Origin of the sequence: Shewanella polaris (assembly GCF_006385555.1) — a bacterium.
Taxonomy (GTDB): domain Bacteria; phylum Pseudomonadota; class Gammaproteobacteria; order Enterobacterales; family Shewanellaceae; genus Shewanella; species Shewanella polaris.
This window is the reverse complement of the sequence record NZ_CP041036.1, coordinates 1,678,608-1,700,383: the sequence shown is the minus strand read 5'-3', so window position 1 is coordinate 1,700,383 and position 21,776 is coordinate 1,678,608. Positions and strand designations below refer to the sequence as shown.

The window sequence follows — 21,776 nt, the reverse complement described above, 5'->3', positions numbered from 1 at the left end:
GCACAAATCAGACCTATCTTTGAACCGTTTTTTTGCGACAATAAACAAAATAACAACCAAATATAATAGAGTGTCTGTGAAAAAATTTTTTCTCCTCGCGCGAGTATTCTGCTTAATCTCAAGCATTGTGTCACTGTCTGTTTTCGCAGGATCTAGCCAACAATTTCATTTAGATATTCCCACCATTAATGAAGATATTGAAGTAGACGGTGAATTTAACGAACCAGCATGGCAACAGGCCGCACAGGTGATGTTGAAATATGAAACGTCTCCAGGTGAAAATATCGCCGCGCCAGTGACCACTTATGCCAAAGTGTATGCGTCAAAAACCAGCTTATATTTCGCGTTTATCGCCCATGACCCTTCACCGGATAAAATTCGCGTCAACCTAAGAGACAGAGATAAATCTTGGGGAGATGACATGGTGGGCATTAAACTTGATACTTTTAACAATGCTCGCTTGGCTTATCAGTTTTTTATTAACCCTTATGGGGTACAAAGTGACTCAATAGAAAATGAGCTTACAGGCCAAGAAAGTGATGCTTGGGATGGTATTTGGTACAGTAAAGGCAAGCTAACAGATCAAGGCTATCAGGTTGAAATACAACTACCGCTGCGTTTATTTAACTTTGATGATCGCAATCCTTTGCAAACATGGGGTATCGAATTAATTCGCTTTTATCCTCGTAACGAAACCCATCGCATATCAACTCACCAAATAGATCGCAACGTGTCATGTCAGTTGTGTCAATTAGGTACAGCATCGGGCTTAGCAGGAGCAACGCAAGGTAAAGATTTACAACTCACACCGTCATTAGTGGCAGATCAAAGTAGTCAACGTGATGTTGCACCGACTCAGCCATGGAGTGATGAAAACAACGTAGAAGTAGGACTCGATTTACGCTGGGGGATTACCCCTACAACCTTACTTAACGCCACAATTAATCCAGACTTTTCTCAAGTAGAAGCAGATGCAGGTCAATTGGATGTTAACAATACTTTTGCATTATTTTTTCCTGAAAAACGGGCCTTTTTCTTAGATAACAAAGACTATTTCGATACTCAACTAGACTTACTACATACCCGTAATATTGGATCGCCAGATTATGGATTAAAACTCACCAGCAAAACCGACGATCATACGTTTGCGATTCTCGCCGCCAATGACACTCAAAGCCAGTTTTTAGTTCCCGGCAATTTAAGCTCCGACATTGCTGTTATTGACGAGCAGAGCCACAACGTAGCCACTCGATACCGTTTTGACCCAAGTAAGCAATTTTCAATTGGTGGTTTAGTGACCTTAAAGCAAGCTGATGAATATCATAATTATCTTGCCAGTGCCGACATAAAATACCAACCGACTAAACACGATACCTTTACGGCACAATATGCTCATTCACAAACTGCCTACCCTGATGATTTATTCAATCAATTTTGTGGACGAGACGATTGCAGCAACGACATTGATGTTTGTTATATAGGAGATTGTGCCATTAATGAGCGCGTACTTCGCACGAATAAAGACGGTGAGTTTAGCGGTGGAATGTTCAATCTATCTTATAAACATGAACGCCGTAATTGGTACGCCTCAACAAATTACGAATCTATCGGTAGCGACTTTAGGGCTGACTTGGGCTTTATCGATAAAGTCGATATCAACAAATTTGTAGCTGGCGGCGGCTATATTTGGTACCCAGAAAATAACTTTTTCAATAAAATTGACTTAGGTGGCGATTGGGACATTACTCATAACCAAAACAATGAACGGCTTGAACAAGAAACTGAAATGTATATTGAGTTTGACGGAGGCCTGCAAAGTTTTATCGGCGCGGGGATTGTCCAACGAGAAAGAGTGGGCAGACGCCATAACCCAAGTATCATTGATATTGATGATAACACCAGTATATTTAACCAAACATTAGGGTGGTTTTACACCAGCTTCACGCCCATTGGCTCTCTCAAGCTTGAACTGGATAGCAGCTATGGCGATGATATTGATTTTGCCAATGACCGCCCTGCCACTACCACTATGTTAAACCCTGGTATTGAATGGAAATTGACTGAGTCATTAGTACTGGACATTTCTCATCGATACCAAACATTAGATGTTGATGATGGTCGCTTATTTACGGCTAACCTTAGTGATATGCGCTTAAATTGGCAGCTCAGCTTAAACAGTTTTATTCGCCTAAGTAGTGTTTACACTCGTATTGAAAGAGACCCTGATTTATACAAATATCAACAGCCAGACAAACTTTATCAAGATATAGGTAATGAACTACTCTATGGATACAAACTTAACCCACAAAGCGTTTTTTATCTTGGTTATTCGGATGCGTTTATTGCCAATGATGACATTGATTCATTAACCCAAAACGAAAAAACTTACTTTATGAAACTCAGCTACGCTTGGCTACTTTAAGTAATACACACTCAAAACGAAGTCTTTAGTGTTGTGTAATTGATGATATTTATAATGAATTGTTTATACAACTAACGCTTTAGGATCTGTATTGGGTGTCGTTGTAGATACAGTAGTAGAAATAACAATGCCGTTGATATATAAACATCAACGGAATTGTTATTATTTTTTTTACGTTAGCAGATTACGCTGTAATAGATTCATAATCGCAACTGATTAAATACATTCGACTTTAATTATAGCCATAACTCGAAGCGACTAACATTTCTCAAGCACAATACTGCCAATAGAATAGCCTGCACCAAATGAACACAATAAACCTAAATCACCGGTTTTAAAATCTTGGTTAAATTTATGAAACGCAATGATAGATCCGGCCGACGCAGTATTGGCATACTCATCCAATACAATAGGTGCTTTAGTTGGCTCAACATTATCACCAAGCAGTTTCTTAACGACAAATAAATTCATGTTTATGTTGGCTTGGTGAAGCCATAAGCGCTTAAACTCTTCTGGTTTTATTTGTTCTTGGGTGAATTGCGTATCTAAATGGTGATATATCATCGGTAATAGTTCTTTAAACACTTTACGGCCTTGTTGGTGGAATAATTTATCCGCCGTCGTGGCATTTTCAGGGTCGCAACGATTAACAAAACCAAAATTACTGCGGATATTACTGGAGTAATCGGTAAAACAACGTGTAGACAATACATTAAAGGCATGCGTTGATGTAGATAACTCTTCACGTTCAACCACAACCGCAGTGGCAACATCACCGAAAATAAAGTGACTATCACGATCGCGGAAATTGATTTGTGGTGACGTTAATTCAGGATTGATGACCAAAACCCGGTTAGCTGTTCCACCGCGTATGGCATTAACAGCATTCACAATAGCAAAAGTCGCTGATGAACAAGCCACTAACATGTCATAGGCAAACCCTTTGGTTCCCATGGCTTGTTGAATTTCAATCGCAATTGCAGGATAGGCTCGTTGAGTGTAAGCACAGGCAACAATCACTAAGTCGATGTCTTCACTCGTTAAGTTTGCTTGTTGTAACGCTTGATTTGCTGCAGCAATCCCCATTTCAGCTTGCATAGATAATACTTCAGAAGGCTTATCTGCAATTAATGGCATCATGATATTAGTATCAAGAATACCGTCTTTGACCATAACATAACGACTTTTTATTCCAGAGGCTTTCTCGATAAACTCACTTGAAGAATACGCTAAAGCTTGTGTGCTACCCGTCTCAATGTCGTTAGCATGCTCCAGATTAAACTGATCAACATAGCTATTATAACTGTTAACTAATTCGTCGTTAGAAACGCTGTAAGGTGGTGTATATAAACCACTGCCTGAAATCACAACTTTATTCATTTTACTCTACCATTTTTAGTGAATGAGTTAGCTAAAGCTCATTGAGCGCCATATATTTCGACATACATGAAAGAAGGTTTTAACATCGCTTATCGACAACCTTGCTCATAAATATGGATGGCACAAATTAGAACATCTCGCTGATTAAGCCTATTCTAGTATTTTATGATTTATTCTCGTCATACTAAATTAAATTTACTTGATGGTCAGACCATTGAAAGATGACCTTTTACCACAAAAGACTAATATAGCGACATCTTTGACAGTTTTAGAATAAATATCAAGTCATTTATAACTAAAAAGCATAAAGAAGAACAAACTTTCACTTCTAAATCCTGCTGAGCAGATTATGATTAGGCAATGCAACCATAGGAGCAAATAATCCATGAGCAAAATTTTCGAAGATAATTCATACACTATAGGCAATACACCACTCGTTCGTTTAAACCGTGTCAGTAATGGCAAAGTATTAGCAAAAGTGGAATCACGTAACCCAAGTTTTAGCGTGAAATGTCGTATTGGCGCCAATATGATTTGGGATGCCGAGAAAAAAGGCACATTAACTAAAGATATTGAACTAATTGAACCAACGTCAGGCAATACCGGTATCGCACTTGCTTATGTTGCTGCTGCTCGTGGGTACAAACTAACCTTAACAATGCCAAACACCATGAGCTTAGAGCGTCGTAAGCTGCTAAAAGCACTCGGTGCAAATGTAGTATTGACTGAAGGCGCTAAAGGCATGAAAGGTGCCATTGATAAAGCTGAAGAGATCCGTCAGTCAGCGCCAGAAAAATACCTGATCCTTGGCCAATTCGATAACCCAGCCAATCCAGAAATTCACGAACAAACCACTGGTCCAGAAATTTGGAATGATACCGATGGTCAAGTTGATGTATTTGTTGCAGGTGTGGGCACTGGTGGCACATTAACAGGTGTAAGCCGTTATTTAAAAGCACAGGGCAAAACCATTACCTCTGTCGCGGTTGAACCTGTTGACTCACCCGTTATTGCACAGGCTCTTGCAGGCCAACCAATTCAACCTGGTCCACATAAAATCCAAGGTATTGGTGCTGGTTTTATTCCAGGCAACTTGGACTTATCAATTATTGACCGCGTTGAAGCTGTATCGAATGAAGACTCTATCGAAATGGCTCGCCGCTTAATGAAAGAAGAAGGTATCTTAGTGGGTATTTCTTCTGGTGCTGCGGTTGTAGCTGCTAATCGAATTGCTGCATTACCTGAGTTTGCCGGTAAGACAATTGTGGTTATCTTACCATCGGCTGCTGAACGTTATTTATCAACTGCATTATTTGCAGGTGAATTTGGTGATAGCGAAAACGTGCAATAATGATGTAAGTGACTCTACATGAATCATTATTGTCATAAATAAAAATGCCAGCAGATTTGCTGGCATTTTTTGATCACCAACATGTTAATCTTTATTGTTATACTACCTTTCTTAATAAAAAATTTCCTTGTTATAATATTGACAATGTTATCAACTTTGAGGTTGATTTAAATACAATTAAAACTATCTTTCCGCTACCCCTTTACAGAATAATTATTCAAAAACATGCATAAATACCGAATGAATTATTATTCATAACAAAAAAACTCATTTAAAATTAGATATATCAATTCATAATCAAGTTATCGAAAATATACTCTTTAAGTTAGATTTATATGATAAAACCCATCGAAATACTCATCATTAATTAATTTCATCATTAATAATGACAACCATCACAACACAATTAATTAACACTAACAAATTCAAACACTCTCCATAACCTCAAAAAAACACAGCAATCTAACAAATAACTAACACCTTAAAGTTAAGTAAACTTATTACTTTACAATTTAAAGCTTTGGTCATCGAAATGTCTAATAAATGTTAATGAAAGTAGCTTAAGAAGTTAACGCTCAATTAGCTAAGCCATTGATTTTTAGGTATTGTATTTCATTCCAGTAATGGTTATACCCGTGTTGGTGTAATTTTATTTTATGTTTACATTCAAAATAATCTCAACAATTACCACATAATAAAAAACATTTCTGGGAGTGATAAATGCAAGTTAATTCAAAATTGGCCAATGCGATCCGCGTTGCGCTAATCAGTGGCGTGGCTCTTTCTGCTGCGACATCATTAAATACGTTTGCTGAAGAAGCGACAGTCGCGTCACCTGTAGAACGTATTTCAGTAACTGGTTCACGAATTATTCGTGAAGGTGCCGTGGCACCAACACCAGTAACTGTAATTACTGGCGATGAGTTATTATCAACGGGTGTAACTAACATTGGTGAAGCGCTAAACCAATTACCAGCACTAGGTAATACCTATTCATTAGCTAACTCAGGCCGCTTTATTGGTACTTCGGGTCTTAATTTACTCGATTTAAGAAGCATGGGTTCTGATAGAACACTCGTACTTGTTAATGGCAAGCGTCATGTATCAAGCTCAGCAGGTACTTCTTCAGTCGACGTCAATACCATTCCAAGTGTGTGGATTGATAGAGTGGAAGTCATTACTGGTGGTGCATCAGCCATTTACGGTGCCGATGCGGTAACCGGTGTAGTTAACTTTATATTAAAGAAAGATATTAACGGTTTAGATGTCTCTGCAACCAAGGGTTGGGCAGATGACAGTGACCACAATAAAGATCGTTTTTCTTTGTCTTATGGTACTGATTTCGCCCAGGGTGATGGTAATGTTGCCTTTGCGGTTGAATACAGTGCTCAAGAGCAATTAAAAGCATTTGATCGCGACCAGACTTCAACTGCTTTTACGAGCCTTGCGAATTCAAGTCGTACTACCGATAACAATGATCCTTCTGATCCTGACAAGATTTGGACACCTAATGCGGGTCACTACACGATTAGTAATGCTGGTACTTTTAATTTAGGCGGTTGGAAAAGCTTTAATCCAGACGGTTCATTAAGAGACGTTTACTCTGGTCAAAATGTTGATGGTATTCGCTGTGCGGATTGTGACTTAACTAACTTAAACCAATTTGTTGAATTACAGCCAGAATTTGAACGTTACAATCTTAACTTTAAAACAAATTATCAACTTAACGATGACCACAACGTCTATTTTGAAGCTAAATACGTTAACAGTCAGTCTACTAATGAAGGCCAACCCGCTTTCTTCTTTGGTAATCCAGTTAACGATATCAAAATTGATAACGCTTTTATCAATCCTGAACTTGTTGCATTAATGAAAGCAAACAAAGATAGCGATGGTAATTCTGCACCATTAGACTCTCTCAACATTCGCCGCTTTATGACTGACTTGGGTGCGCGAATTGAAGATGACACCCGCGAAACCCAACGCTATGTGTTAGGTCTTGAAGGTGTAGTATTTCAAGATTGGGATTACGACGCCTATGCCATTTATGGCCAAACAGATTTGGAACGTGTTAACAAAAATAACCTAGTGTATGACAATTACACTAACGCCCTTGATTCAGTATTAGAAGACGGTGTTGCGGTATGTCGTGACCAAGATGCTAGAGACGCAGGTTGTGTTCCAGTAAACATTTTTGGTTTTGGTGCCCCAAGTCAAGATGCAATCGATTACATTAATACAACGTCAACAGGTACCTCAGTTATCAAACAAACCGTGTTAGGCGGAACCATGACTAACTCTGGTTTGTTTGAATTGCCTGCTGGTTATGTTGGTTTCTCTACGGGTGTTGAATACCGTAAAGAAGAAAGTGAAATTTTTGAACCAGACAATGCAGAGGGCACTTTTTTCAATGCATTAGGTGAAGACAAAGGCGATTTTGATGTCAGCGAAGTGTTTGCTGAAATCACATTACCTTTACTCGCAGATTTACCTATGGTGCGTCAACTAGACTTAGACCTTGCAATTCGCTTTGCTGATTACAGTACTATTGGTAATGCAACAACTTGGAAAGCTGGGCTAAGCTGGGAGGTTGATGATCAACTCCGAGTTCGTACCACTTATTCAGAAGCAATTCGTGCGCCAAACATTAGCGAGCTTTATGGCGCAGCTAGCCAAACTTTCTTTTCTGTTAATGATTCTTGCCGTGCTACAAACTTAAATGATCTTGCAGACCCTACCTTACGCCAAACTAACTGTGCGGCCTTAGGTATTCCAGCGGGGTTTGATGCTGACTATGACGACAAAACTCTTGAAGGATTAAGTGGCGGTAATCGTGAACTAAAGGCTGAAGAATCAAAAAGTTATACTTTAGGGATTGTTTATCAACCTGATTATATCGATGGATTATCAATCACCACTGATTATTGGAATATTGAAATAGAAAACGCTATCAGTGCAGTTGGTGCTCAAGATATTATCGACCGTTGTGTTGATTCGCCATCTGGTGTGAATAACGAATATTGTAGTTTGATTACACGTGATGCAACTACCCACGAAATTACTCAAATTAGACAATTCTCGTTAAACATTGCATCACTAGAAGCTGCTGGTATTGACTTTGATATTGGCTACGTGTTTGAAGCCTTTAATGGTGATGTACGCACTAACCTTATTGCAACTCGCCTATTAAAACGCAAAGATTTCTCATTCCAAGACGAGCCTGATACATTTGAAGAACTGGCAGGTACTGCTGGTTATGCTAAATGGCAAGCCAACTGGAGCATAGGTTATTCAATTGATAGTTGGGATGTTAACTGGAGAACACGCTACATTGAGGGTGTAAGCCTTTATACCGATAAGGAATTAGCATTAAATGCAAATCCTAATAGCAACATGGAATTTGACGATTACTTTATTACCGATATCGCGGTTGCATACAACTTCGATTCTGGTATTACCTTGAAATTTGGTATTGATAACGTGTTTGATCGTGATTTACCTTACGGCTATACAGGTACTGATACCACAAGTTCAGCTTACGATAACGTCGGTCGTTTCTTCCACACAACAGCTACCTATAAGTTCTAACTGATTAACTTATTTGTTTATTCAACGGCATCCTCGGATGCCGCTTTTTATACTCCGGCTATTAATATTTTGGTGGTGTAAACAACAAAATAAGCCTAGATAATATTGAGTTATCTACCCTAACATTGGTTCCACTATATTTTTAATCCTTGATCAACTGTAGAAAACATACTGATTTTTATACTCTAACCTCACACTCATACTGATATTATCAATGTCTAAAATGCAGTTTATTAATAATACATAGCACTATTTAATCACTTACCAAGAAACATGAAGTACATTGGTCTTACCAAGTTAACAGTCTGTAATGATGGTTTCATTCTACTAACTATTACAGTTAATCCGCATTAAACCGCTCATAAATAAAGCGATTTCAGTTATCATCACGTCAATATCCGTAATCAAGCTTTATATCTGAATACAGGTATTTTCGATTCGACATGTTATAGCAAGTTATATTGCCAAAGTGATAAGTCGTAAACGCGAAAAGAATCTAAACAATGAGTTAGTGATATACAAAGACTCAATACCCTATGGCATGTAGACCTATTTAATGGGAAAACTAAACCTCAAAAATCTAAGGACCATTGCACTTACGAGATAACCTTAACAATGATAACGATTCACGTTAAGGTAACTGTATTTTCGAATTATTTATGTCAACTAACCTATTCAATTAGGCCTTAACAATTCTGCTTGCTGCAATGTGATTAGTCACTAGTCACTAGTCACTAGTCACAAAGAAGAATGAACTAAGAGCTAACTACATTGCCTTAATCCTTAGTTGAACATCAATTATTAAAGCAAGCGCATAAACTGCGATGCTTTTAAATGAATGTTAATGGCCTGTGCTACTCTTAATTCTAAACAGATTTGTTAAGCAGTTAACACTTTTACCATTCAATTAACAAAAGCCGCCGATATCGTCACTAAGTTATGCTACTATCACTACATGGACAAATGGTCTTACCAATTTAAATAAGCAAAAACGATTAGCGTCATTACAGAAAATAGACCGAACACTTCACCACAAAATGACGCATATGATGTAAACAGATCAGTCTAGCGAATAAACCTAGATCACAGAATGTAAATACTCAACGGATAGCATCACCTCGAATACCTAGGGATGATACCCGTAGATAATCAACCAGAGGGTTAAGTGAATGACAGATAAAACCGAACTATTTGCCAACGCGTGGGAAGGTTTCGTAGCTGGCGATTGGAAAACAGAAGTTAACGTACGTGACTTTATCCAACAAAATTACACTCCATATGAGGGTGATGAATCATTCTTAGCTGATGCTACTGATGCCACATTAGCTTTGTGGGACAAAGTCATGGAAGGCATCAAGCAAGAAAACCAAACTCATGCCCCTGTCGATTTCGACACAGAAATGGTTTCAACAATTACCTCTCATGAAGCTGGTTACATTAATAAAGACCTTGAAACCATCGTTGGGTTACAAACTGATGCACCATTAAAGCGTGCCATGCTACCTAATGGTGGTATTCGTATGGTTGAAGGTTCATGCAAAGCTTATGGTCGTGAACTTAACAGTGATGTTAAATATACTTATTCTGAACTGCGTAAAACTCACAACCAAGGCGTATTTGATGTTTATACCCCAGAAATTATGGATTGTCGTAAATCTGGCATATTAACGGGCTTACCTGATGCTTACGGCCGTGGCCGTATTATTGGCGATTACCGCCGCATTGCTTTGTACGGTATCGACTACCTAATGCAAGATAAGTTTGCTCAATTCAGCTCTTTGCAAGCACAGTTTGAATCTGGTGAAGATTTATCAAGCGTGATCCAATTACGTGAAGAAATATCTGAACAACATCGTGCGTTAGGTCAAATGAAAGTGATGGCGGCCAAATATGGTTGCGACATTTCTGTACCTGCAAAAAATACTAAAGAAGCTATCCAATGGACTTACTTTGGTTACCTTGCTGCAGTCAAAAGCCAAAATGGCGCGGCAATGTCATTAGGTCGTACTTCAACTTTCTTAGATATCTTTATTGAACGTGACTTAAAGAGTGGCGCTATCACAGAGCAACAAGCTCAAGAAATGGTTGACCATTTCGTGATGAAATTACGTATGGTGCGTTTCTTACGTACACCAGAATACGATGAGCTTTTCTCTGGTGACCCAATTTGGGCAACTGAATCTATCGCGGGTATGGGTCTTGATGGTCGCACTCTAGTGACTAAATCTAGCTTCCGTTTCTTACATACTTTATACAATATGGGCCCAAGCCCAGAGCCAAACATTACCGTATTATGGTCAACTAAATTACCACAAGGTTTTAAAAGCTACTGTGCAAAAGTGTCAATTGACACTAGCTCAATTCAATACGAAAACGATGATTTAATGCGCCCAGACTTCGAGTCTGACGATTACGCCATCGCTTGTTGTGTTAGCCCAATGATTTTGGGTAAACACATGCAGTTTTTCGGTGCTCGCGCTAACTTAGCAAAAACCATGTTATATGCCATTAACGGTGGTGTTGACGAAAAACTGAAAACCCAAATCGCGCCAAAAGCAGACCCAATTACAGCCGATGTTCTTGAATTTGATGATGTCATGTCACGTCTTGATGGATTAATGGACTGGCTTGCCACGCAATATGTGTCTGCACTAAATGCGATTCACTTTATGCATGACAAATATTCTTACGAGTCTGCGTTAATGGCATTACATGACCGCGACGTACGCCGCACAATGGCTTGTGGTATTGCCGGCTTATCAATTGCTGCCGATTCATTATCAGCAATTAAGTATGCTCAAGTTAAACCTATTCGGGACGAAGACGGCATCGCTGTTGATTTTGATATCCAAGGCGACTATCCAAAATTTGGTAACAATGATGCTCGTGTAGATGACATTGCTTGCGACTTAGTTGAACGCTTTATGGCTAAAATTCGCGATAAGAAAATGTATCGTAATGCGATTCCAACACAGTCAATCTTAACCATCACTTCAAATGTAGTTTATGGTAAGAAAACCGGTAACACTCCTGATGGTCGTCGTTCAGGCGCACCATTTGCTCCTGGTGCTAACCCAATGCATGGTCGTGATGAAAATGGTGCTATTGCTTCATTAACATCAGTGGCTAAGCTTCCTTTTGCCCACGCACAAGATGGTATTTCTTATACTTTCTCTATCGTGCCAAATGCATTAGGTAAAGATGACACTGGTCGTCGTACTAACTTAGCGTCGTTGATGGACGGCTACTTTTTAAGTAGACCAAACCGTGAAGGTGGTCAACACTTAAACGTTAACGTCATGAACCGTGAAATGCTAGAAGATGCAATTGTTAATCCTGATAAATATCCGCAATTAACCATCCGAGTATCGGGCTATGCAGTTCGCTTTAATGCGCTTACCCCAGAGCAGCAACAAGACGTTATTACGCGGACATTCACTAAAGGTCTGTAGTATCTGTTAAATTGGCTGTATCGATGTTTTAATCATTATCGATACGGCCTTTTTTATAGACATGTAAGGAACAACAATGACGTTAGGTCGCATACATTCAGTGGAATCATTTGGCACCGTTGATGGTCCAGGTATTCGCTACATCGCTTTTATGCAAGGTTGCCTTATGCGCTGCCAATATTGTCATAATCGTGATACATGGGATCTTGATGGCGGTAAGGAAACTTCTGTTGATGAAATAATGAGTCAAGTCATTACTTATCAACCTTTCTTAGAAGCCAGCGGCGGTGGTATTACAGCCAGTGGTGGCGAGGCCATTTTACAAGCTCAATTTGTGAGTGAATTATTTAAAGCCTGTAAAAATAAAGGCATACACACCTGTTTAGACACCAACGGTTTTGTCCGCAAATATGAACCTGTGATTGATGAATTACTCGACAACACCGACTTAGTATTACTTGATATAAAACAAATGGACGATGCTAAGCACATCGAGCTGACTAAAGTCAGTAATCATAGAACATTACAATTTGCACAATATCTGACTAAACGAAATATAAAAACCTGGATCCGTTATGTCGTCGTCGCCGGATTTACCGAAGATGTTGAATCTGCCATCGCATTAGCAGACTTTATCAAACCGATGAGTAATGTCGAAAAAGTTGAATTATTGCCATATCACCCGTTAGGTGAACATAAATGGCAAGCCTTTGGTGAAACGTATACTTTGGCGCATATTTCACCACCAAGTAATGAAATAATGCAGAAGATTCAGCAGGTTTTTGTCGATAGAGGTATTAATGCGACATTTTAATGATAACAAACATAAGCATAAGTAAATTAGTAACCGTTTATGTACAGGATGAATTACAATTCATCCCAAAAACTTTGATCCAAACGCTCAAAGGCCAGCTTCAAAATAGCGGCCATATCTAAATAACAGGCACTTGGGCCTAAAGGTTGGCAATATGTCCCCATATCAGTCAATGTTGAACTGAGTTGATTGCCCCAATCAAATAACGATAAAGGTAATGGATGGCGCGCTCGCCAACCTAGCCATAATAAGCCTTGCAATGGCAGGCTGATGAAAAACAACAACATAGTTAATGCTTGTGGTAAATAATCCCAGCCAAAAACATACAGCTGGCTGGCCGTAACCACTAATGCCAACACTGGCATTGCAACAATAGCTAATTGAGTTGCTTTGACAACACGGTACTCTGGGAAATAATACCCTAGTTGCCTAACCATTGGCCAAGTCTTCATATAACGTTGACCATCGCCAAGTAGTTTAACCAGATTCATGTTCAATATTAAGCTACCTTTACTGCTTAGGACGTGAGTGTTACGTTTATATAATACAGTGTCATGCCAAAAATGCACTGGTCGATTTGCCACTATGTTAAGTTAACTTATCAGTTGCAAATCCCCATAAGAACAACAAAGTGTGATGTTTAAGCATGCTCATAAACCTTAACAGAAAATAAAATTGTACAATTTATTTAGTTTTATCGACTTAGAAGGCGTTAACATGTCAGACAAATTAGTGCTCGTAATCAACTGCGGTAGTTCATCATTAAAATTTGCCATCATTGATGCTCAATCAGGCGATGAACAAATTTCTGGTTTAGCAGAATGTTTTGGTTTAGATAATTCTCGCATTAAGTGGAAATTTCATGGCAACAAACACGAAGCCAAACTAGGTGCATTTTCATCTCACCGCGAAGCGGTAGAATTTATTGTTAATGATATCTTGGCAGCACAACCGCAATTAGCGGAGAGTATTCAAGCCATAGGCCACCGTATTGTTCATGGTGGAGAAAAGTTTACCCGCTCAGTTATTATCACACCAGAAGTCATTCAAGGTATTGAAGATTGTGCATCACTAGCACCTCTGCATAATCCAGCACATTTAATTGGTATCCGTGCCGCGATAGCCTCTTTCCCAGATTTACCACAAGTTGCAGTATTTGATACCGCATTTCACCAAACCATGCCTGAAAAAGCCTATGTTTATGCCCTACCTTACAAATTGTACCGTGAACATAGTATTCGCCGTTATGGTATGCACGGTACTAGCCACTTTTTTGTCAGTCATGAAGCGGCAAAAGTATTAGGTAAAAACATTAACGACACTAACCTTATTTGTGCGCATTTAGGTAATGGTGCATCAGTAACTGCTATTAAAAACGGAATAAGTGTCGACACATCTATGGGATTAACCCCATTAGAAGGTTTAGTCATGGGCACACGTTGTGGCGATATGGATCCATCTATTGTTTTCCATTTAGTTAAGCAACTCGGTTATACTCTTGATGAAGTCAATAACCTGTTGAATAACCAAAGTGGATTACTTGGTATTTCAGAACTCACCAACGATTGCCGCGGTATTGAAGAAGCTTGTGAATACGGGCACAAAGGTGCCACATTAGCATTAGAGATTTTTTGCTATCGCTTAGCCAAATATATCGCCTCATACACAGTGCCATTAGGCCGTTTAGACGCTATTGTTTTCACTGGTGGCATTGGCGAAAACTCAGATGTTATTCGCAAGAAAGTGCTTCACTTATTGGAAATCTTTAACTTCAAAGTTGATGAGAGCTTAAATAAAGCCGCCCGTTTTGGTCAACAGGGGATCATAACCAAAGCTGATAGCCCTATCGCTATGGTGATACCAACCAATGAAGAATGGGTCATAGCTAAAGATGCAATCAAGTTGCTTGTTACTGAAGAAGCAAACTTTGCCCTATCAAATTAAGTTTATTTATATGAACAAAACCTACAAAAGAGGTTGTCATGTCTCGTAATATTATGCTTATTCCAATTGGTATTGGAGTAGGATTAACGTCTCTGAGTTTAGGGATGGTTCGTGCATTAGAACGTAAAGGCGTTAAAGTGCAATTTTTTAAACCGATTGCACAAATTAGGTCGGGTGATACGGGTCCAGAACGATCGACAACTATTTTAAGTACTTCTCCAACGGTCAATCCGCTAGAACCTTATACAATGGTACATGCTGAAGCGTTAATCCGCTCAGAGCAAATAGATGTCTTAATGGAACAAATTATTGCGCGTGCCGCAGACTGTGCCGACAATACCGAAATCCTCGTTATTGAAGGACTAGTACCAACACGTAGCCACCCTTTTGCTGATGACATCAACTATGAAATAGCCAAAGCTCTCGATGCCGATATTATTTTCATCGCAACCCCCGGAGTCGATACGCCGAATGGCTTAATGAATCGATTAGAAATTGCCTATAATTCATGGGGTGGGCACAAAAATAAGCGCTTAATTGGCGCCATAATTAATAAAATTGGTGCGCCAGTCGACAGCGAAGGCCGCACCAGACCAGACTTATCTGAAGTTTTTGATGACAAAAACATCAAAAGTATTGATAGCTCGGACATGTTCCAACTGCCAGGTAAGAGCCCACTGCGTATTTTAGGCAGTGTGCCATATAATTTAGAACTCATTTCGCCACGAGCATCTGATTTAGCAAAACACTTAAATGCCAAAATCATCAATGCCGGTGAAATGCATACTCGCCGTATGCGCCGAGTGACTTTTTGTGCTCGCAGTATTCCGAATATGGTTAGTCATATCAAAAACAACTCATTGTTAGTGACTTCAGGCGACCGCTCTGACGTAATAGTGTCAGCCTGTTTAGCCGCCATGAACGGCATTAAAATTGGTGCCCTGTTACTGACTGGCGGCTATGAACCAGAACCCGCAATTATGAAGCTGTGTGAACAAGCTTTTGAAACAGGATTACCGGTATTTTTAATTGAATCAAATACATGGCAGACCTCACTCAACATACAACGCTTTGATCACGAAGTACCTGTTGATGACGCCGTGCGTATTGAACGATTACAAGAGTATGTTGCCAGCCATATTGACCAAACATGGATTGAAAGCGTCACTCAAGACTCTCCTCGTGAACACCGTTTATCGCCACCAGCATTCCGTTATAAATTAACAGAACTCGCCCGTGCTGCACATAAAACCATCGTGCTTCCTGAAGGCGAAGAACCTCGAACAGTTAAAGCGGCGGCAATTTGTGCTGAACGTGGAATTGCTCGTTGCGTTTTACTTGGTAATCGTGAAGAAATTCTACGCGTAGCATCACAACAAGATGTTATTTTAAGCGAAGACATCATCATTATTGATCCTAAATCTGTGCGAGAAAAATATGTTGAACCTATGGTCGAATTGCGCCGCAACAAAGGATTAACTGAAGTCGTTGCCCGCGAGCAACTAGAAGACAACATGGTGCTTGGCACTATGATGCTTGCACAAGATGAAGTTGACGGTATTGTTTCTGGCGCCATTCACACCACAGCACACACTATCCGCCCACCACTGCAATTGATCAAAACAGCACCGGGTTCAAGCTTAGTATCATCGATTTTCTTCATGCTGATGCCAGATCAAGTGTTAGTGTATGGTGATTGTGCTATTAACCCCGATCCAAACCCCGAACAGCTAGCCGATATTGCGATTCAATCAGCAGAGTCAGCCAAAGCCTTTGGTATCGAGCCTCGCGTTGCGATGATCAGTTACTCAACGGGTACCTCTGGTACTGGTTCAGATGTTGATAAAGTGCGCGAAGCCACACGAATTGCTAAAGAAAAGCGTCCTGATTTAATCATAGATGGCCCATTGCAATACGATGCAGCTGTGATGCCAAATGTGGCGCTTTCTAAAGCTCCTAACAGCCCTGTTGCAGGTAAAGCGACCGTATTTGTGTTCCCAGATTTAAATACGGGTAATACAACATACAAAGCGGTACAGCGAAGTGCTGATCTAATCAGTATCGGGCCCATGCTTCAAGGTATGCGTAAACCGGTAAACGATTTATCTCGTGGTGCATTAGTCGATGATATCGTCTACACCATTGCGTTAACCGCCATTCAAGCGGCACAAAATAGTGCAAAATAATATTCGAAATATCGGTCTTCAATAGATCCTAATTCGTATAATTGACCACGAAAAAAGCACTGATTATCATCAGTGTTTTTTTGTGTATGCCTGTTGTCGGCTGATTTATCTTACCTTTAAAGGAATTTGCTAAAATCCTTATTTTTACAAAATGCAGCGAATGTATTTGAGACACAAAAAAACGCTATCCAATCGGATAGCGTTAATGAAGAGCTTTATGTTTCAACCAAGCTAAAAATTATTTTTTAGCTTTTTTCTTAGTTGATTCACTTACCCATTTACCGCCTATAAATTTCGAAGACCAGCCGGTGGCTTTGCCGTCAACTTCAGTAGCAACATACTGCTCTTTAGTTTTACGGCTAAATTTAACCTGAGCTTTATTACCTTCATCGTCTTCCACCGGTGCATCAGCAAGAAACTTATATTTAGGCCATAACAAATCACGATACTGAACTAATTCTTCTACTAAAGGCGCACGAGTTTCTCGTGATTTAGGGAAAGTACTGGCCGCTAAAAATATTCCAGCAGCACCATCACGGAGCACAAAGTGGGCATCCGATTTTGTACATTTCAATTCTGGTAGAAAAATAGGGTCTTCTTTTGGTGGCGCAGCTTCGCCACTTCGTAACAACTTGCGAGTGTTTTTACATTCGCTATTGGTACAACCAAAATACTTACCAAATCGACCGTTTTTAAGTTCCATATTATTGCCGCAACGATCGCACTCAATAATCGGTCCTTCATAACCTTTAATCTTAAAATGTCCAGCTTCTACTTCGTAGCCATCACATGAAGGGTTATTACCACAAACATGTAATTTACGTGTCTCGTCAATGAGATAACTGTCCATTGCGGTGCCGCACTTTGGACAACGATGTTTAGCACGTAGTGCTTCAGTTTCACCGTCTTCATTGTCACCAACAGCTTCTTCACCTGGGGTTAGGTTAAGCGTAGTTTTACAACGTTCTTTTGGTGGCAAAGCATAACCAGAGCAACCAAGGAATACCCCAGTTGAACCCGTTCTAATCCCCATTGGGCGGCCACAAGTTGGACACTTAATGTCTGTTAGCACCATCTCATTAGGGCGCATACCGCCTTCATCTGGATCTAATTCAGCTAACAATAGTTGTTTGGTAAAATCACCATAAAAACCATCTAACACTTTTTTCCAGTCCAACTTTCCTTGGGCAACATCATCTAATGTTTGCTCCATGCTGGCGGTAAAGTCGTAACTCATTAGGTCTTTGAAACTGTCAACTAAACGTTCGCTAACAATCTCACCCATTTTTTCAGCAAAGAAACGGCGATTATCAACTCTGACATAACCACGATCTTGAATAGTTGAAATAATGGTCGCATAGGTTGATGGACGTCCAATACCACGTTTTTCAAGCTCTTTCACTAAAGACGCTTCGCTATATCTCGCTGGCGGTTTCGTAAAATGCTGTTTCGATAATAATTCATCAAGAACAAGCTTATCGCCTTTCTCAACAACTGGCAGTGTCTTATCTTCTTCGTTTTTCTTACTCATCGGTGGTTGAACACGCGTCCAACCATCAAAACGTAATGTACGACCTGATGCTTTTAGTTCATATTCACCCGCTGTCACAGTTAAACGTGTTGCGTCATACTGTGCAGGTGTCATCTGACAAGATACAAACTGACGCCAAATAAGCTCATACAAGCGCTGAGCGTCTCTTTCCATGTCGGTTAGTGATGCTGACTGAACAGCAACGTTTGACGGTCTAATCGCTTCATGCGCCTCTTGAGCGCCCTGTTTACTACCATAACGAATAGGATCTGCCGGTAAATACTTTTCACCAAATTCAGAAGCTATCATTTCACGTAAGTTTTCGACCGCTTCTTTACTCAAATTAGTTGAGTCAGTACGCATATACGTAATATGGCCCGCTTCGTACAAGCGTTGAGCCATCATCATGGTTTTCTTTACCCCGAAACCAAGACGTGTACTGGCCGCTTGTTGCAATGTAGATGTAATATAAGGCGCTGATGGCTTGCTTGACGTGGCTTTATCTTCACGTGCAGTAACGACAAATTTAGCATTTTGTAATGCATCCACCGCCACTTGTGCTTGCGCTTCATTTATCGGTTCAAATGCAGCCGATTGAAATTTCATCACCTGCATTTTTAACGTGGCAGCCGTTGGGGTATTTAATTCAGCATGGATATCCCAAAACTCTTCTGGAACAAAAGCTTTAATTTCACTCTCACGTTCGACTACAAGGCGAACAGCAACCGATTGAACACGTCCAGCCGATAAACCACGAGCGACTTTTTTCCATAATAATGGTGACACCATAAAGCCAACAACACGGTCTAAAAAGCGACGTGCTTGCTGAGCATTAACCATATTAGTATCAAGTACCGATGGTTTGCTGAATGCTTCTTGAATTGCTGTTTTGGTAATTTCGTTAAATACCACACGTTGATACCGTGAAGCGTCGCCACCAATAATTTCCTGTAAATGCCAGGCAATGGCTTCCCCTTCACGGTCCAAATCCGTTGCGAGATAGATATGGTCAGCAGTTTCTGCTAACGCTTTTAATTCTTTAACCACTTTCTCTTTACCAGGCAGTATTTGATACTTGGCTGCCCAGCCTTTATCTGGGTTCACACCCATGCGCGCTACAAGCGCTTGCTTGTTTCTGATCAGCTTATATTTAGCTTTTTCTTCAGGCGATAATTTTTTTACTTCTGCAGCGGTTTTAGTCGCAGTGGTGCCATCAGAAGTAGACGAAGTTGGTAAGTCACGAATGTGACCTACACTCGACTTCACAATGAAGTCTTTGCCAAGATATTTATTAATTGTCTTGGCTTTGGCCGGCGATTCGACAATAACTAGCGATTTACCCATAGTTTTATTTGCGCCAAAAAGTCTCGAAATAAAGGAAATTAGGTCCATATATAGAGGGTTGAGACGATAGTTTCAAGTTAAACCCTCTTTTATATAGGTTAGTAAGTCATTTTTTAATCAAATATAAAAAAATGTAAAATATAATATGCGTTTTTTGAACGTAATTTATCACTTAATGATACTTGCGAGCATCTTGAGTGCATTTTTAGTCACTTATATACATTTGTACAAAATAACCACAGCTTGTTAACCCTAATAGCTTAAGTATACTGACGTTAAATTAGCGTTAACTGACATGAGCGATCACGTTCCTTTTTTATAAGTAACACAAATAAGTGTAACTACAATAATAATTATTCACAAAAATTCTCAAGGATCACAAATGAAGCATTTTGAAGCCAACTTTGATGGCTTGGTAGGACCAACTCATAATTATGCCGGATTATCATTTGGTAATGTAGCCTCATTTAGTAATGCGGCCCAAACCTCGAATCCTAAAGCGGCAGCGAAACAAGGTTTACAAAAAGCCAAAGCATTAGCCGATCTAGGTATGGTACAAGGCGTATTAGCACCGCAAGAGCGCCCAGACCTGTATACATTGCGTCGAATCGGTTTTTCTGGGTCAGACTCAGAGGTTTTACAAAAAGCGGCTCAGCAAGCCCCTGCTTTACTTAACGCCTGCTGTAGTGCTTCTAGCATGTGGACAGCAAATGCCGCTACCGTATCACCGAGTGCAGACACTCGTGATGGCAAGGTACATTTCACGCCAGCAAATTTAGTTGATAAATTACATCGCAGCATTGAACCTGTTACTACTGGCAATATTTTGCAGGCAACATTCAACAATGATCGTTATTTTAAACATCATCAACATTTACCTGAACACACTAGCTTTGGTGATGAAGGTGCCGCAAACCATACGCGTTTCTGTACTGAATATGGTCACGCTGGAGTGGAGCTTTTTGTTTATGGTCAGTCAGCAACTGATCCAGACTCGCCAAAACCGACTAAATACCCCGCCCGACAAACATTAGAAGCTTCTCAAGCGGTGTCTCGCTTACACCAACTTGAAGATGAAAGCTGCGTGTTTATGCAACAAAATCCAGCAGTAATCGACCAAGGTGTATTCCACAATGACGTGATTTCTGTCGGTAATCAAAATGTACTTTTCTACCATGAACAAGCTTTTTTAGATACTGAGACTAAATTTGACGAAATTCGCCAGAAAATGAACACTAATATGCATTTTGTGAAAGTAACAACCGAACAAGTGTCTATTAATGATGCGGTACGTAGTTACTTATTTAATACTCAAATAATCACTTTGCCTAATGGTGAAATGGCTATTATTGCGCCAACAAATTGCCAAGAAAACCCAGCGGTATTTGCTTACTTAAATGAACTAGTGACCTTAGGTACGCCGATTAAACAAGTGCGTTATTTTGATGTAAAACAAAGTATGCAAAACGGGGGGGGTCCAGCATGTTTGCGCCTACGCGTAGCAATGAGTGAACAAGAAATTGCAGCCGTCAACCAAAACACATTAATGAATGAGGGTTTATTTACTAGCTTAAATACTTGGGTTGATAAACATTACCGCGACCAACTAACCGTTAGCGATCTTGCCGATCCGCAATTGGTTATTGAGTCACGCACCGCATTAGATGAACTTACACAAATCCTCAAATTAGGCAGCGTGTATCAGTTCCAGAGATAATTTAAACTATGCGATTAAAGAATGAAAGATAGGTTAAAATATTTATA

The 21,776-nt window shown here is 39.8% G+C and carries 11 protein-coding genes; 8 read left to right on the top strand and 3 right to left on the bottom strand.

Annotated features, from left to right (window positions below; translation table 11 throughout):
• The first annotated feature begins 76 nt into the window (after positions 1-76).
• Positions 77-2,422, top strand: a complete 2,346-nt coding sequence (locus tag FH971_RS07425) for a carbohydrate binding family 9 domain-containing protein (RefSeq protein WP_167495994.1) — start codon at positions 77-79, stop codon at positions 2,420-2,422.
• A 258-nt stretch (positions 2,423-2,680) separates the two neighbouring features.
• Here the strand turns inward: FH971_RS07425 and FH971_RS07420 are convergent, their stop codons facing one another.
• The gene (locus FH971_RS07420; RefSeq protein WP_140233875.1) at positions 2,681-3,802 is read right to left on the bottom strand and encodes a beta-ketoacyl-ACP synthase III; all 1,122 of its coding nucleotides are present in this window, start codon (positions 3,800-3,802) and stop codon (positions 2,681-2,683) included.
• Positions 3,803-4,187: 385 nt separating this feature from the next.
• Here FH971_RS07420 and cysK point away from each other — a divergent pair, with 385 nt between their 5' ends.
• From cysK to pflA, 4 genes are all read left to right on the top strand, one after another.
• A complete protein-coding gene (gene cysK, locus FH971_RS07415; protein WP_140233874.1) occupies positions 4,188-5,153 on the top strand; it encodes a cysteine synthase A in 966 nt (321 codons plus the stop codon).
• Positions 5,154-5,873: 720 nt separating this feature from the next.
• On the top strand, positions 5,874-8,741 hold the full coding sequence (locus FH971_RS07410) for a TonB-dependent receptor (RefSeq protein WP_140233873.1): 2,868 nt from the start codon (positions 5,874-5,876) through the stop codon (positions 8,739-8,741).
• Between the two features lie 1,169 nt (positions 8,742-9,910).
• Entirely contained in the window at positions 9,911-12,193 is a 2,283-nt protein-coding gene (gene pflB / locus FH971_RS07405) for a formate C-acetyltransferase (protein ID WP_140233872.1), read from the top strand.
• A gap of 76 nt (positions 12,194-12,269) precedes the next feature.
• Entirely contained in the window at positions 12,270-13,007 is a 738-nt protein-coding gene (gene pflA / locus FH971_RS07400) for a pyruvate formate lyase 1-activating protein (protein ID WP_140233871.1), read from the top strand.
• Positions 13,008-13,060: 53 nt separating this feature from the next.
• Here pflA and yfbV read toward each other — a convergent pair whose 3' ends face one another.
• The gene (gene yfbV, locus FH971_RS07395; protein ID WP_167495993.1) at positions 13,061-13,498 is read right to left on the bottom strand and encodes a terminus macrodomain insulation protein YfbV; all 438 of its coding nucleotides are present in this window, start codon (positions 13,496-13,498) and stop codon (positions 13,061-13,063) included.
• Positions 13,499-13,724: 226 nt separating this feature from the next.
• Between yfbV and ackA the strand changes: the two genes are divergently transcribed.
• Entirely contained in the window at positions 13,725-14,951 is a 1,227-nt protein-coding gene (gene ackA / locus FH971_RS07390) for an acetate kinase (protein WP_137221403.1), read from the top strand.
• Between the two features lie 38 nt (positions 14,952-14,989).
• On the top strand, positions 14,990-17,137 hold the full coding sequence (gene pta, locus FH971_RS07385; RefSeq protein WP_137221405.1) for a phosphate acetyltransferase: 2,148 nt from the start codon (positions 14,990-14,992) through the stop codon (positions 17,135-17,137).
• A gap of 238 nt (positions 17,138-17,375) precedes the next feature.
• On the opposite strand, the gene topA is transcribed toward pta, so the two are convergent.
• Positions 17,376-20,012, bottom strand: coding sequence for a type I DNA topoisomerase (gene topA, locus FH971_RS07380; RefSeq protein WP_137221407.1), 2,637 nt, complete (start codon positions 20,010-20,012; stop codon positions 17,376-17,378).
• A 382-nt stretch (positions 20,013-20,394) separates the two neighbouring features.
• Between topA and astB the strand changes: the two genes are divergently transcribed.
• On the top strand, positions 20,395-21,729 hold the full coding sequence (gene astB / locus FH971_RS07375; RefSeq protein ID WP_140233870.1) for an N-succinylarginine dihydrolase: 1,335 nt from the start codon (positions 20,395-20,397) through the stop codon (positions 21,727-21,729).
• Positions 21,730-21,776 lie beyond the last annotated feature (47 nt).